Here is a 14,494-nt window from a genome sequence, read left to right as displayed (position 1 = left end):
TTATGTTTTATATCAAAATGAAAAGTGTTTACACAAAAACAAATAAAACCAAAAATAACATAAAGTTAAACATTTTATATGCGATTTATATTGGTATCTTTTTTTTAACAAAAATCATAGGAGTCTTTAAACTGAACCGAGCGGCTTAAAAACTAATAAATTCTCATTAAAGTAAATCCATCTTAGGCCGATTTATAATAATTATAAATTTCACATTTGCTGTAGCTGTTACCGCCAGTGACACGCTTTATGAAGCAGTGAGCACTTTAAGTAACAGTGATGAGAAGTAGGCTTAGGTATTATGGGAATTGAGTTTAATGTGATCATATTAAATATGATCGTGCTTAGTATTGCGTATGGATTGATTTATCCGCATTGCGCTAATACTTTAAAGAAGATATCGCTGCAGGACATAATGGCAGCCTGCGTTTCTTTATCCGTTGTCGGTTCTGTCTTTTATTCAAGTGGTGTGAAATTTAGCTTTATGTGGGTCAATGTGAACTGGTTTTGGTTTACCCTAATTACATTCATTGCCTTAGAGATACCACTATTTATTTGGTATGCCAGACGATATCACCTACCCTTCCCTAGTCGATAAAAAAATGCCGAACTTTTACGCTCGGCATTTTTATATATCAGGCTCACTTGTATATAAAGTGAATTTACGGCCTGTGTTTTACAGCCCAAAGATGCAATAACTCATGGGCGATAGTCGCAGCCGCGATTGCCGTGAGTTCGCTTTGATCGTATGCAGGAGATACTTCTACTACATCCATACCAATCATATTTACACCCTGTAGAGCACGTAAAATCTTTAAAACTTTATCGCTTGTCAGTCCACCACACACAGGCGTACCAGTTCCAGGCGCAAAAGCAGGATCTAAACAGTCTATGTCAAACGTTAAATAGACAGGTAAATCTCCCACTCTATTTTTTATCTGAGTCGCGATTTGTTCTGCGCTCAAGTCATTAGCTTGCATAGCGTCAATCACATCAAAACCATGATTATCCTGATTATATTCAGTTCTGATACCTATCTGAACCGAGTGCTCAGCACTTATCAAGCCTTCATTTGGAGCATGATAAAACATTGTCCCATGGTCATAGCGCGAACCTTGGCTATAAGTGTCTGTATGCGCATCAAAATGGACCAATGCCATTTTTCCATACACTTTGTGATGCGCTCTCAGCAAAGGCAAGGTTACAAAGTGATCGCCCCCCAAACCTAGTAGCGTTTTTCCTTGTTGCAATATTTGCTGAGCCGCCAATTCTAGCTGCGCAGTAAAATACTCAGGATCACCCGTTGGATAAGTAAAGTCTCCAGCATCCGAAACACTGAGCTTATCCCAAAGCGAAAAGCGCCACGGGTATTTCTTTGACTCCCAAGCCAGATGAACGGACGCCCTACGAATTGCATCAGGCCCTAAACGCGCACCAGGTCGACCTGATGTTGCCAAATCGAATGGCATACCTAAAACGACAACATCTGATTCGATGTTGGCAATATCACGCACCATTGGCTGACGTAAAAATGTCATACCGTTTGAATATAGTGAGTGATCGGTATGGTCAAATAACTGGTTCATAAACTAAACATCTTCCAAATAAGTATAACCGTCTAACCCTTGCTCAAGTTCTGCCAAGCAACGTGCTTGTTCATTCTTTGGCAGTTTACTTTTCACCTGCTTAGCAAAGTTAGCTTTAAATTGTGCTACGTCTAAATGTACATAACGCATCATATCAGCAACACTGTCGCCTTCATCCACATCACTTAGCTCTAGTAATCCGTCATTATCTATCGTTGCAATAACGCTATGTGTATCACCAAACAAATTATGCATATCGCCAAGTATTTCTTGGTAAGCTCCTACTAAGAAGAACCCCAATAAATAAGGTCGGCTAGCATTATATTCGGGAACAGGTAAGGTACTTTCGATCCCTTGACCATCCACATAGTGTTCAATAGTGCCATCAGAGTCGCACGTAATATCTAGCAATACAGCCCTCTTTTTAGGCTCTTCAGTTAAACCACTTAGCGGTAAAACTGGAAATACTTGCTCAATTCCCCAAGCATCTGGCAATGATTGAAACAGCGAGAAGTTTACAAAGAACTTATCAGCTAATTTAGCGCTCAACTCATCAATAATTGGCCGATGAAAACGGTTTTTGTTGTCCATTCGCTGATTAAGCTCGTAACACACACGCAGATTAATCTGCTCAGCCCAAGCTCGCTGCTCTAAGTCAAGTAAGCCCATCGCAAATTGACTATGTACTTCAGCCAAATCACCTTGTGTATCGTGATAAATTTCTATCAGAGCCCTGTCATCTCTTTGACCATTAAGAGCCTGCCATGAAGTCCACATGTTATGCAGTAAGCGTGGAGCCTCTTCTTCGGGCGCCAACACTACTTCCGGTTGATAACTTTCTGTACCAATAACATCAGTGATCAACACTGCATGGTGTGCAGTTAATGCGCGACCTGACTCAGAAATGATCTTTGGCATCGGTTGTTCGTACTGCTTACAGGTATCACCAATGGTATAAACAATGTTATTTGCATACTCGGCTAGACTGTAATTCATAGAGTTATGAGATTGGCTACGTGTGCCGTCATAATCAACAGCCAGTCCGCCACCAACGTCCAAGCAGCTTAAATTAGCGCCTAATCGACGCAATTCACAGTAAAAGCGCGCTGCTTCACCTACCCCAAGTCGTACATCACGAATGTTTGCCATTTGCGAGCCAAGATGAAAGTGCACTAACTGTAGCGCACTTAACAACTTGGCCTGCTCTAGTTGGTTTATCACCGCCAACACCTGTGACGCCGATAAACCAAACTTAGACTTTTCACCGCCACTGGCTTGCCACTTACCTTTGCCTTGAGATGCTAACCTTACTCGCAGGCCTAAACGAGGCGTAACATTAAGCTCTTTTGCCTGCTCCATAACAATATCAAGCTCAGAGCGTTTTTCTAATACGATATAGACTTGATGCCCAAGCTTTTCGCCCAATAGCGCCAAACGCACATATTCTTTATCTTTGTAACCGTTACATACGATAACTGCCGATGTTTGCTCACTCATAGCAAGTACAGTGAGTAATTCAGCTTTGCTACCAGCCTCAAGGCCTAGCTGCTTTTTATCATTACCAACTTGGCTTGCAATTAAGCCCTCTACTACTTCACGCTGCTGATTTACTTTAATTGGATACACCAATAAATAATCTTCTGGATAATTGTAATCGGCAATCGCTTGGTTAAACGCATCACAAATACTGTGAACACGTTGACTCAATATTTGAGGAAAACGCACTAAAGCTGGCAATGAGTACCCTTGCGCTTTTATTTTTTGAGCGATATTTTCTAAAGTCACTGCATGCTCTGGCTGTGCTAGTTTCGGCATTGCGGTAACCTCTCCCTGATCATTGATACCATAGAAGCCTTGGCTCCAATGGCGCACGTTATAACAATCACGCGCGTGTTCAGAAGAGATGTTTTTGGCCATTAAAGTTCCTTAAAAAAGTAATAGAATCGGGGGGTCATTTTTGCGCATTACAAAGAATTCGCGCCGCTGTGTCTAACAAAATATTCTACTCTTCAAGAGTTGTAAAATCACTCGTTATTCCAAAAATTTTCCATGAAAAAGGCACCTCTCGGTGCCTTGACTTTCATTAACTTCATTTTTAGGAGCATCTAATTACTTTAATCGTCAGAACAAAGTAATCGGAATTTTTTAAATCTCAGCATGATGCCAAAGGCTATCAACTATTTCGCTAAATGAGTTGGCACTTTTAACTTGATTGAGTTGATAACCAACCATGCGGCTAATATCAATCAGATCAAAATAGCCACATATGTGCTCAGGCGTTTGGCTAACCACCAACAAATGCTCATGTCCACCGATCTCCATGCTTTTTACAATATCCCCTACCCGAGCACTGCGCACCGCAAGCTCATTAACACTGCTTAACGAAGACAGCGGGATCATGACATCAGCAACCGTCATATCAGCGCGGCTAATGCCTTTTTTGGCTGAAATTTTTAGAACATAACTACTTGAAAGACGCGCTTTTGAGATGATCCCAAGCATTTTGTTGTTACTATCTACAACAAAGCTAATACGCATATGGGTTTGTTCCATAATTAACATCGCATCATCAAGTTCTGTGTTGCTGTCAATTAACTGCGGTGGTACTTGATGGAAACCATGCATTGCTTCACTTGCAGGACTATCAAGTGAAATGATTACATTACTATAAAGCGACGTATTAAAATGAGTATTTGTGGCAAGCGCTTGGCTGCCAATAGTTTGGTATTTAGACATAACACCACCTCTAAATAAGCTGACGACAAAAAATAAATTTGTTTGAGAAGTGCTTAGTTGTTAGGTGGAGCGCGAATGCTTAAATGTAGGTATTGTGATCCACGAGGAGAAGGGATCTCTCGTTCAATAATAGTTGTACCAACCACCCCAAAGTCATAAGAGGGGGAGCCGACAATAAGCTCTTGAGGGTCGTGGTCAATTGGATCTGAATCTATAAATACGCTTTGTTGCTGTTCATAGTAGTTTTCAACTTTGGCATAGCTCATCGGCGCGTTGATCACAGATAGGAACAACACACACAAACAAGAGATGACAAACCACTTACTATACCGCATCAAAGCTCCAGATTAAGTTAGGCACAAAAAACGTGCCTAACCTCAGTGTATGGTCATGCTTGCAAATTAGCAAGTATTAAAGCAAAGCCTCTAAGATGGAATCTTTTATTCGACTAACCAGTAACTGCTCTACTCTCACCCCTTCAATATCTATCGCTTCAAACTTAAAACCATCACATATTATGTGGTCTGCTCGCTTTGGTAAGCGCTTCAAGCGATATATTAAAAAGCCGGCCACCGTTTCATATTGGTTTGCCTCAGGGGGCTCCTCCCAACCTATAACGCGACATAGGTCAACCATAGGTGTAGAGCCATCCACCAGCCATGATTCATTATCGCGCTGGACGATTTGCTCTTCACCATAAAACGTAACTAAGTCTCCCATAAAACTACTCATGAGATCTTTGATGGTCACAATACCGACAACTAACGCGTACTCATTCACAACCACAGCAAATTGTTCATTGGACGATTTAAATGCATTAAGCGCCTCTGATAGCGTTAATGTTTCGGGTAGGTAAAACACTTCTTTTTCGATGATTTGCTCATTTAAATGTACCAATTCACCACGTAACAACTGTTTTAGGATTTGTTTGGTATCCACAAAACCAATAAGTTTATCCAAGTGACCATCACACACCAAAAACTGGTTATGTGGGTTATCTAGCACTTTCTGACTAATCGTTTCGCTGTCATCAGCAATATCTAAAAACGCGATTGATTCTCTTGTGGTCATGGCCATAGGTAAAGTTCGACACTCTAGTTCAAGCACATTACCAATGAGTTGATATTCTTGCGCCTGTAGCGTGCCACTTTTTGCACCGGCGTCCATCATGGCGACAATTTCTTCTGTGGTCACTTCATCTTTTCGTTCCGTCGGAAAGCCAAGTAGCTTCAGCACTAAATTAGTGACACCGTTAAAAAATAGCACCAATGGTTTAAATGCCGTGGTAATCGCATTCATCAAACCAACCACTCTTATCGCAACAGCTTCAGGCATGAGCATCGCAACTCGCTTTGGCAATAAGTCGGCAAATAAAATAAACAACGACGTAATAATCATAAATGATATGACAAAGCTAACCTGATCTAACATTGCCCCTTGATAAACCATTTCAAGATAGGAGCGCACCGTATCCGTAAGTGCCTGTTCACCCAAAATACCGCCAAGAATGGCGATTGCATTCAAAGCTATTTGCACCATGGCAAAAAATGCCCCTGGCTGAGCTTGTAGCTTAAGCACCTGCTCCGCGCCATAATGTCCTTCATCCATCATTATCTTCAGCTTGATTTTACGCGCAGCAGCAATTGCAATTTCAGACATTGCAAATAAGGCACTGATAAAAATTAAACATACAATCCCAAGCAATTCGCTCACTTAATGTTTTCTCCAGTATAAATCGGTTAATGCTTTTAAAATTAGTCAAAAAGTGAGCAATTGTAGCGCAACCCACATACTAAGCAATATATATAAATTAATATTAATCAATCACTTAAAATATATTTTGTGAAATACCCAAACATAAACCAGCACCAAGGTGAAAATCTGCAATAGTTTGTTACGCATTTGGGTTTATTCGCTCGTCATACCCAGCGTATACTGTGTTACAAAATTAATGCTTTATTTGAGGTTGGTTGTGCAGTTAACTCAAGGTATCGAGTATTTTCTCTCCGGATTTTCTTTGATCACGCAAAAAGGGTTGAAGCGTTTCGTGTTTATTCCTTTACTGATCAACGTGTTGCTTTTTGGTAGCTCATTGTTCTTTTTATATGATTGGCTCACCCAAGGATTCAACTACTTAAATAACTTATTACCAAGTTGGCTCAGCTGGTTAGAGTGGCTCATGTGGCCTATTGCCATTATGGTAATTTTATTCAGTTACAGTATGGTATTTACCGTGATCACAAACTTTATAGCTGCGCCTTTTAATGGTTTGTTAAGTGAAAAAGTCGAAATGCATCTTACAGGCCAAAAAGTGAATGATGATGGACTTGCAGACTTACTTAAAGATGTGCCCCGTATGCTTGGCCGTGAGTGGACCAAGCTGTGTTATTACTTACCTCGCGCGATTGGTTTTTTTATCTTACTTTGGGTTTTACCGCTGGTTGGACAAATATTATGGGTGATGTTTACCTGTTGGATGTATAACGTGCAATACAATGACTATCCGTTTGATAACCATAAAATCCACTTCAACCAAATGAAAAGTGACTTAAAAAGCAAACAAGGGCTGTCGTATGGGTTTGGCTTCGCCGTATTCGTACTCACTTCAATTCCGGTGATTAACCTGATTGTTATGCCCGTTGCGGTATGCGGAGCCACTCGCTTATGGGTGGATAACTATCGCCAAAACTATCGATAAATATCCTTACTCAGCAAAATAGAGTGCAAGTCCTAAATTCACTCTATTTTGCAACCAGATATAAAGCTATTGTTTTATCTGTCATAGAGTTATCATTTTTCTTTCACTTTACTTCCGTAACATTTGTGTTCCTTATATAAACAAAATGATGAAGTATTACCATGAAGTATAAAATATTACTCTCTATGAGCGCTTTATTAACGTTAAGCGGTTGCAACGATGACACAAAAATCAAAGAAGTGACCAAAGAAGTCGTGGTTGAAAAACCAATAACCGTGATTGAAAAAGTTGAAGTGCCAGTGATCGTCGAAGTGGCCAAAGGCGGAGCAAACGATGCTCAAATCGGTGCTCGCGCACAGTTTTTAGTGAACCAACTACAAGACAGTGCCCTGAAAACTAAACTACAAGCTTGCCAAAACGGACCTTTCTACAAAACCGATTTCTCTATCGGCCACCGTGGAGCACCTCTGCAATACCCTGAGCACACCAAAGAATCATATGTGGCAGCAGCAAAAATGGGCGCGGGCATTTTAGAGTGTGACGTTACTTTCACTAAAGATAAAGAGTTAGTGTGTCGTCACTCACAATGCGACCTGCATACCACCACCAACATTTTGGCGATCCCAGAGCTTGCTGCTAAATGTTCAGAACCATTTACCCCTGCAGATAAGGCCTCAGGCACGCCAGCCAGTGCAAAGTGCTGTACTTCAGATATCACGCTCGCAGAATTTAAACAATTAAAAGGCAAAATGGATGGTGCAAATTCACTTGCAACAACCATTGATGAATACCTTGCTGGCACAGCAAACTTTCGCACTGATTTATACGCAAGCCAAGGTACTTTGCTAACTCATAAAGAAAGTATCGAACTGTTCAAAGCACTGAATGTAAAAATGACGCCAGAGCTCAAATCGGCAAGCGTTGATATGCCGTATGATGGCATGACGCAACAAATGTATGCGCAAAAAATGATTGATGAATACAAAGCCGCAGGAGTGGATGCCAAAGATGTTTTTGCTCAGTCTTTTAATTTAGAAGATGTTAAATATTGGATTAACAATGAAGCGGCATTTGGCGAGCAAGCAGTCTATTTAGATGACCGCTACGACATAGCCGGATTTAACCCAAATAACCCAGATACTTGGCAACCTACCATGGCAGAGCTTAGCAATGACGGCGTGAAAATTATCGCCCCTCCTATGTGGATGCTCGTGACTTTGAACAACGATAAAAAAATCGTGCCCTCTGAGTATGCAAAAGCCGCCAAAGAAGCCGGCCTTGATATCATTACCTGGACTTTAGAGCGCTCAGGCCCGCTTGCAACAGGTGGCGGTTGGTATTATCAGTCAATCACAGAGGCAATCAACAGTGATGCTGATGCATTAGTATTACTTGATGTGTTAGCGAAAGAGGTTGGTGTTATTGGTGTATTCAGCGACTGGCCCGCAACCACAACGTTCTATGCGAGCTGTATGGGTATGAAGCCTAGTATTTAGCACCTAGATACCTAGCATTGTAGGGGCATGGAAGCCCTTACTGCTAAGTTTTATTGGTCAGACAACGTATATCAGGCTTTTGCTCTTTGAGTCTTGGAGACAGCTCTTCAACAAATTGCCATGCACTTGAGTAATCTACATAATCAGTTCTTTCTAATACGTGACTCCCGTTAATCTTCAAAACCATTACAAGCTGTATTGTGCCGGTATAGGACTTAGTTGGCTGATTTAAAGCGACAGCGCAAGTTGTTACTTCTGAATCTATATTTGCAATTACAAAAGGTGGCTCTACCAGCATGTTGGTTATCTTATAATCAACCTTCAAAACGCCATAATCCTTACCCGCATTCTCAAAGAAGTTTGCAATATTATCACCGCCTTTGATGTCCCACATAGCTCCAAATTGAGCAGATGTTGGGTCTTTAAAATGCGAATTTTGCGTATAAAAAGCACGTTGCTTAACATAGTCATTATCGAGTGTGGCAATATAATCGGATGCTATGCGCGCGAACTTCTGTTTTTCAGATACATCTTGTCCATCTGCTTTCGCTGCTCCCCATGTAAAACTAACAACGATAAGGATGAGTACTATTGAACGCTTCATTTTAAATTACTTGCTTGTTCTTATTTGTCTGGTAATTATGACATTGTCATGTTCAACATTAAAGCAATCCAATCACTCTATCATTTCGCGGATCTGATTATAACGTCCAGAATCTATTAACAGCTGTAATGCGGAGTTAAAATCATCTCTTAGTCGTGGCTCACGAAATCCAGCATAAAACCAAAGCGGGTTATTTTTTACTGGCAATAAAACCTTACCCCAGTTCCTTTTTACAAAAAAATGCCCCGCATTTTTGAGTTGAAACAAATGCCATTTTAGTAAAGTGTCATCAATTAAGATAACCTCACACTTACCCGATAACCAGTCAATCACTTGATCTTGCTGTTTTGAATATTCAACGTAGTTAGTTTTATTTGCAAACGTAGAGTCTAAAAAAAGATGCTCGCTCGCATTTTGCCATGCACACACGCTGTATACGAGCAGTTCACTCATGTTGTTCAACACAAACTTGGATTTGTTACGATGAAACGCAAAGTTTCGGTATGAAATGAGCGGCATAGAGTAATACAAATTTTTGTCGCTTTTTTGCACCTCAACTGCGATATCTACTTTTTCGCTTCTAAGCAAACGTTCCATACGCTTATTTGACACAAAGAATGACTGGTACTGCCAGCCAGATATCTTGGCAATATTATCAAACAGTTCAACGCTTATCCCTGACTGATTTGACTCATCAACATAAGGAGGCCGACTTTGACCAAAGGCGACTTTTAACGGCTCAGCTGCCGCTCGATTGTGTAGTGAGAAAAGAAGTAGCCACAACCAAAAAACAAGCTTCCCAGATAAATACTGAATAATAAGCCCTCTCTATGACATCACCCAACTCTTAACACTGCATGTTTACAGTGAGTACGTAGTAACTAGTGTAATGCACAATTTGGAGACTCACTACTATAAGATAGCGAATGAGCTACCTATACGAAGTTTAAAAAACTATGTCGTTAGTTATAATTTATCAAACGCACCTAGACTCTACCACTTGGCATTGACGTTTACCTTACTGGTAGAATGTTTAATAATGCGCTTAAAAAATTAAGAAGACTCTATACATGGTTGTAACGTTTGATGGCTTTCACTTAAATATAAAAAGTGGTGTACTAACTCACAAAGGAAAAGAGATAGCGCTCAAACCAAAGCAACGAGCATTGCTACTTTTCTTTTTGAATAATCCAGCTGTCGTACTAAGTAAAGAGCAAATTCTCGACCATGTTTGGCAAGGAAGAGTCGTCTCAGAACAAGTTGTATTTCAAACCATTAGCCAATTAAGAGCCATTGTTGGCGAACGCGCTATTCAAACTTATGCTCGCCAAGGGTATAAATGGACTTATCCGATAATTGACAGCAAAGAACAAGAGCAAATAAGTGTTGGTCGGTCAAAAAAATCGCACACATACACTTATTTTATTATCGCCATATTGCTAGTCGCTACCATGATGACAAGCTACCACATCTTTACCACACCCACTGGTAAGCAAGCAAAAATTTTCTACTTACCTCAAGAACACAGCAAAAAAATCATCGAAGATAGCTCTGATGAGGCGTTTACTTTACGATCACTTAAGGTCAATACGCGTTACCAGCTTGATGTATTGAATATGCCCGCGCTTACCTTTAAAGAGTTGCAACTGGACAAAAGCAGCTGGCTAATTGGCACTCGAATTTACCCGGTGCCAGAGGGAGCCTATTTAGAATTTAAGTTACAAAGCGAGCAAGCCCAGTGGCATGACTATGTATTTGCAACCAAGCAAGCTGACATAACGACAGCGCTCCACCAGAGGTTAGCTGAGCTAGCTCGATTAGGATTGTTTACTACGGTAACTTCCCGCAAAGTTTGGGTGAGTAAGCTTGAACAGCAAACACAATACAACAAGGCAAATGTCTTGTTCTTTTTGGCAAAGTATTATCGCGGATTAGGCCACCTTGACGTTGCACTGGCGTATTTGGACAGTATTTCCAAACAACCTTTGGATGTGCTAACAATGCCATTGCACATTGAAGCAGCGTTACTAAGAGCTTCTATTTATAAACATAATGGACAATTTACATTAGCTAAGACCACACTTACACAAGCTGAGCAAAGTCTTGGCGAAAAAATCTGGCCACTACAATTTGAACTCATTAAAAAACAAGCTTTTTTAGCTTACGCAATGCGTAATCCCGAGCAAGTTAAACAGCAACTTGAACGTGGAGCTAAACTTGCCCAACACAATATTGATGCAATAAGTCGCTTTCAGCTACACATACTAGACTCTATACTATCCGCCAAACTTGGCTTGAATGAGCGAAAATACATACAACTTAACGAAGCTCAGCAAGTTGTTATGGATGAAAACCTTCACCCTGCAAACCTCGCATTTGTGTATTTCCATTACGCACTCTTTGCCGAAGAGCAAGATATCAGCATTAAATACTTCGCCAAAATACTCACTTTACCGCGCAGCCAGACTAACTTTTGGGTTATTGATGATGCTTTTGAACGGCTTTTTGAGTTGTATGTTCAACACAAAAATTTTGCTAAAGCTGGTGCATTACTGACACAAAATATCAACCTCGCAGTTAACAAAAACCTACTACATGCAAAACTGTTACTTGCCCAGCAGCAAATACCACAAGCCATTGCGCTGTTGGAAGAGGCTTATCAACGATCACAAAAAGCCTTTGATAAAAACGCTAGTATCGCTGCCGCTCGCGCTTTGTATTTATACTTGGATGAACAAAGCAATAAGCGCCAAATTTATTACGATTTTTTACAGCGTAACGGTGAGCAAACATGGCTGGAAAGTAAAAATAGTAAACAAGGCTAACTGCGCCAGCTTTAGCTGGCGCTTGATTTAAATACCAATCAGCTTGATTAGGTGCGCTATTTTAAGACAAGTAAACTTTATAAACTTCTGTTCTAATATGAAATTTTTAAGCAGGTTTAGCCTCTCAAAATGATTGGGAATTCTTGCAGATTGATATAAATTATTTAAACTCAAGCCAGTCAAGCTCAAACCAAAACGAATTGCCCATACGTAACTCGAGAGGTTCATTGCTTGCTATAAGCGATGCATGAGCCGAATGAATCGTAAACTCATCCCCTTGAGGGAACTCATAGCGCCCGACCAAATGTGTCCCCTGCCATAGCTCAAATTGGCCACCTTGCTCAGCGCGCGCTCTAAACTTAAGTTTCACTTGCTGCTCTTTACTGACATTAAAAGCAAGTTTGATCCAAGCAGGCTTATGCGGTTTGATGCCCGTTGGGAAATGATCTGGATTTTCGTTAAAGCCAACCACAGTGGCGGCATCTCGCTCTCGTATCCAATGATAGCGACCAGCAAAAAAGTGCTCTGCTTCAATGCGATCATGCGTCGAAAATTGCCATGGTTGACCATAAGTGACTATCTTGCTGCCCAGCCCCTCACCTATTTCGTTGTATGAGAACACCTGATAGCGTGCAAATGCCTTATCTGGTAGCGTGCTATCAATAAATTCTGATGTAGTTATATCATCAGCTAGCTTTACAAAGCGTGTCACCTTTGCAGAGCTTAAGTCAGCCAATTCACGATAAATGGCATACTTAACACCTTGGCCTTTAACATCTAACCAACTCACTTTTATATTGTTATTGCTCAACGCTCTCAGTCTTACTCCTTCAGGTGTTGATGGAATTGTTTTGTTTTTTGCATGCACTTTGTGCTGTTCAAATTGAGCCGCTTTTAGTTTCTTCGCAAACTCTTTTGTAGCGACAGACATCGGCTCTACAATGTCTGTTTCAAGCACTAGACGAAACCCCTCTATACTTCCTTGAAAGTCAGTATCCATCCAGTCCGGCGTCAAAGTACCTCTTGGCTGCCAATGCCATGCCTCACCAACAACCACGTATTGTTCACATACGCTTGGGTCCTTTTCACCTCTACGGTGGCAAGTGCGCGTTAACTCTCTGGTATTGCCCATCATATCGTACAGGCCAAATTGGTTCGCACGATACATGCCAACCACAGTGTGATAAATTGCCCCATCGTTACAATTGGCGCTGCGTTTGTATCGCACTTGATGATGCTTTTTCATACCTGCGATATTTGCTATATCTTCAGTATTTTCGTAATCGCAAATCTCACTTTTATCAAAATCATCCGCAAATGCCATTCGCCCAGTTTGACCAGCCAAAGCCGCATGACGCCACTGCTGTACACTGGGCAACTGATAGTGTTTGCCCGTTTTTTCTGATAGCCATTTTGCATAGTCAAGCGCACCTTGAACACCGGTACACACCACAGGTCGATAAGGGTTTTCTATCAAAGCTGGTAAATCCCAACGCCCTGGCTTTTCAGGATCAGGCCAAAGCTCATCTGTAAATGCCATACAGTTTTGGGGCACCTGATAATCTGTCTCACGCACAAATTGACTAAATTGAGCCACTGTTATCTCGTATTTACTCATGTAGAAACTTGGTAGCTCCTGAGCCTCACTGCCTGGGACCAGCTGTAAGATAGGTTCAATCACAGCACTTTTAGCGCTTAGTGTTGTGCACATACATAGTAATAATGTGGAAAAAGCGTATTTCATAGTTACTCCTGTTTATTATTAAGAAGCACTATAAAAAACCTTTCCTTGAGCGTCTTATTCCCACTCTATTATTTATAGAAATGTATTTATATTTATATTTTTCATCAAGTTAAATGGTTTTCTATTTATTCTATTTTGTATCGACACAGTTAGCTTGTTGGCAAGAGCATTACAGAGTCCAACACTTTTACAGCACTAATTGACTCATAAAAGTAAGTACCTTATTGAAACACTTAGCCGTACTGATATTTAACACTCAAAAAGAGAGTGCTACCAACGCGCCAGGAGGCTGGCTGTATTAATTATGATATGCATATTGATAATCAAAACGACGCGGTATTTATGTTTTATGAAAGCAGGGAGAAAGAACAAGATTTAGACAATCATCTTGAATCAAACCATATCAAACAGTGCTTTGAGGTTATCGGTGAGATGTTAGAGTCGGTTGAACTCTCTGCTTACAAAAGTTGCCAGCGAATAACATTGTAATAAGGCCAGCCTGCTTAATATGTCGCTGGCCCAGTATCACTTAAATCCATTGCTGCTGATCTTGAGCAACCGTTAATTCACTTTCAACCGACCCCGTATGAGCTGTGGACGCTGGCTCGACCATTAAAAAATGCGTATCTGGTGTTGCTTTAGGGCAGTGTTCAACGCCTTTTGGCACAACATACATTTCCCCAGGATTTGTGACCTTACGGCAAGATAGCGCAAATAAGTAAAAACCATCCGGCATACTTGATTGCAACCTAAACAACTAAGGTGTGATCAATGAATACCACAACATCATTAGAGCAAATTAAAG

At 40.8% G+C, this 14,494-nt stretch carries 13 protein-coding genes; 4 read left to right on the top strand and 9 right to left on the bottom strand.

The features are described from left to right. Positions 1 to 662: 662 nt before the first annotated feature. The 5 genes from speB to HC733_RS17920 all read right to left on the bottom strand — a co-directional run bounded on the left by speB (position 663) and on the right by HC733_RS17920 (position 6,035). Complete coding sequence (speB, locus tag HC733_RS17940; protein WP_190366380.1) at positions 663 to 1,586, bottom strand: agmatinase; 924 nt, start codon at positions 1,584 to 1,586, stop codon at positions 663 to 665. A gap of 3 nt (positions 1,587 to 1,589) precedes the next feature. Further along, entirely contained in the window at positions 1,590 to 3,503 is a 1,914-nt protein-coding gene (gene speA, locus HC733_RS17935) for a biosynthetic arginine decarboxylase (RefSeq protein ID WP_190366379.1), read from the bottom strand. A 228-nt stretch (positions 3,504 to 3,731) separates the two neighbouring features. Continuing rightward, a complete protein-coding gene (locus HC733_RS17930; RefSeq protein ID WP_190366378.1) occupies positions 3,732 to 4,322 on the bottom strand; it encodes a CBS domain-containing protein in 591 nt (196 codons plus the stop codon). Positions 4,323 to 4,375: 53 nt separating this feature from the next. After that, the gene (locus HC733_RS17925) at positions 4,376 to 4,657 is read right to left on the bottom strand and encodes a hypothetical protein (RefSeq protein ID WP_190366377.1); all 282 of its coding nucleotides are present in this window, start codon (positions 4,655 to 4,657) and stop codon (positions 4,376 to 4,378) included. Between the two features lie 76 nt (positions 4,658 to 4,733). Beyond that, positions 4,734 to 6,035, bottom strand: coding sequence for a CNNM domain-containing protein (locus HC733_RS17920; RefSeq protein ID WP_190366376.1), 1,302 nt, complete (start codon positions 6,033 to 6,035; stop codon positions 4,734 to 4,736). 259 nt (positions 6,036 to 6,294) lie between these two features. Here HC733_RS17920 and cysZ point away from each other — a divergent pair, with 259 nt between their 5' ends. Together cysZ and HC733_RS17910 are read left to right on the top strand one after the other, a co-directional pair. Further along, the gene (gene cysZ, locus HC733_RS17915) at positions 6,295 to 7,020 is read left to right on the top strand and encodes a sulfate transporter CysZ (protein ID WP_190366375.1); all 726 of its coding nucleotides are present in this window, start codon (positions 6,295 to 6,297) and stop codon (positions 7,018 to 7,020) included. A 161-nt stretch (positions 7,021 to 7,181) separates the two neighbouring features. Next, the gene (locus HC733_RS17910) at positions 7,182 to 8,516 is read left to right on the top strand and encodes a glycerophosphodiester phosphodiesterase family protein (RefSeq protein WP_190366374.1); all 1,335 of its coding nucleotides are present in this window, start codon (positions 7,182 to 7,184) and stop codon (positions 8,514 to 8,516) included. 43 nt (positions 8,517 to 8,559) lie between these two features. Here the strand turns inward: HC733_RS17910 and HC733_RS17905 are convergent, their stop codons facing one another. Together HC733_RS17905 and HC733_RS17900 are read right to left on the bottom strand one after the other, a co-directional pair. Next, positions 8,560 to 9,120, bottom strand: a complete 561-nt coding sequence (locus tag HC733_RS17905) for a hypothetical protein (protein ID WP_190366373.1) — start codon at positions 9,118 to 9,120, stop codon at positions 8,560 to 8,562. A gap of 72 nt (positions 9,121 to 9,192) precedes the next feature. After that, on the bottom strand, positions 9,193 to 9,903 hold the full coding sequence (locus tag HC733_RS17900; RefSeq protein WP_190366372.1) for a substrate-binding periplasmic protein: 711 nt from the start codon (positions 9,901 to 9,903) through the stop codon (positions 9,193 to 9,195). A gap of 287 nt (positions 9,904 to 10,190) precedes the next feature. Here HC733_RS17900 and HC733_RS17895 point away from each other — a divergent pair, with 287 nt between their 5' ends. Then, positions 10,191 to 11,945: a winged helix-turn-helix domain-containing protein gene (locus HC733_RS17895; protein WP_190366371.1), complete on the top strand. Its 1,755-nt coding sequence runs from the start codon at positions 10,191 to 10,193 to the stop codon at positions 11,943 to 11,945. 160 nt (positions 11,946 to 12,105) lie between these two features. Here HC733_RS17895 and HC733_RS17890 read toward each other — a convergent pair whose 3' ends face one another. After that, positions 12,106 to 13,689 (bottom strand): formylglycine-generating enzyme family protein, encoded by a 1,584-nt coding sequence (locus tag HC733_RS17890; protein ID WP_190366370.1) that lies wholly within the window; start codon positions 13,687 to 13,689, stop codon positions 12,106 to 12,108. A gap of 267 nt (positions 13,690 to 13,956) precedes the next feature. Between HC733_RS17890 and HC733_RS17885 the strand changes: the two genes are divergently transcribed. Beyond that, the gene (locus tag HC733_RS17885; RefSeq protein ID WP_190366369.1) at positions 13,957 to 14,178 is read left to right on the top strand and encodes an antibiotic biosynthesis monooxygenase; all 222 of its coding nucleotides are present in this window, start codon (positions 13,957 to 13,959) and stop codon (positions 14,176 to 14,178) included. A gap of 40 nt (positions 14,179 to 14,218) precedes the next feature. On the opposite strand, the gene HC733_RS17880 is transcribed toward HC733_RS17885, so the two are convergent. After that, positions 14,219 to 14,425, bottom strand: a complete 207-nt coding sequence (locus HC733_RS17880; protein ID WP_238937606.1) for a hypothetical protein — start codon at positions 14,423 to 14,425, stop codon at positions 14,219 to 14,221. Between the last annotated feature and the right edge of the window lie 69 nt (positions 14,426 to 14,494).

Origin of the sequence: Pseudoalteromonas sp. S16_S37 (genome assembly GCF_014694405.1) — a bacterium.
Classification (GTDB): domain Bacteria; phylum Pseudomonadota; class Gammaproteobacteria; order Enterobacterales; family Alteromonadaceae; genus Pseudoalteromonas.
This window is presented reverse-complemented; position numbering and strand designations above follow the sequence as displayed.

Bases quoted from the DNA above. Each gene is read 5' to 3' on its own strand.
- HC733_RS17930 (WP_190366378.1), bottom strand. From the start codon at position 4,322: ATGTCTAAATACCAAACTATTGGCAGCCAAGCGCTTGCCACAAATACT.
- HC733_RS17895 (WP_190366371.1), top strand. From the start codon at position 10,191: ATGGTTGTAACGTTTGATGGCTTTCACTTAAATATAAAAAGTGGTGTA.
- HC733_RS17910 (WP_190366374.1), top strand. From the start codon at position 7,182: ATGAAGTATAAAATATTACTCTCTATGAGCGCTTTATTAACGTTAAGC.
- speA (WP_190366379.1), bottom strand. From the start codon at position 3,503: ATGGCCAAAAACATCTCTTCTGAACACGCGCGTGATTGTTATAACGTG.
- HC733_RS17925 (WP_190366377.1), bottom strand. From the start codon at position 4,657: ATGCGGTATAGTAAGTGGTTTGTCATCTCTTGTTTGTGTGTGTTGTTC.
- HC733_RS17890 (WP_190366370.1), bottom strand. From the start codon at position 13,689: ATGAAATACGCTTTTTCCACATTATTACTATGTATGTGCACAACACTA.
- HC733_RS17905 (WP_190366373.1), bottom strand. From the start codon at position 9,120: ATGAAGCGTTCAATAGTACTCATCCTTATCGTTGTTAGTTTTACATGG.
- speB (WP_190366380.1), bottom strand. From the start codon at position 1,586: ATGAACCAGTTATTTGACCATACCGATCACTCACTATATTCAAACGGT.
- HC733_RS17880 (WP_238937606.1), bottom strand. From the start codon at position 14,425: ATGCCGGATGGTTTTTACTTATTTGCGCTATCTTGCCGTAAGGTCACA.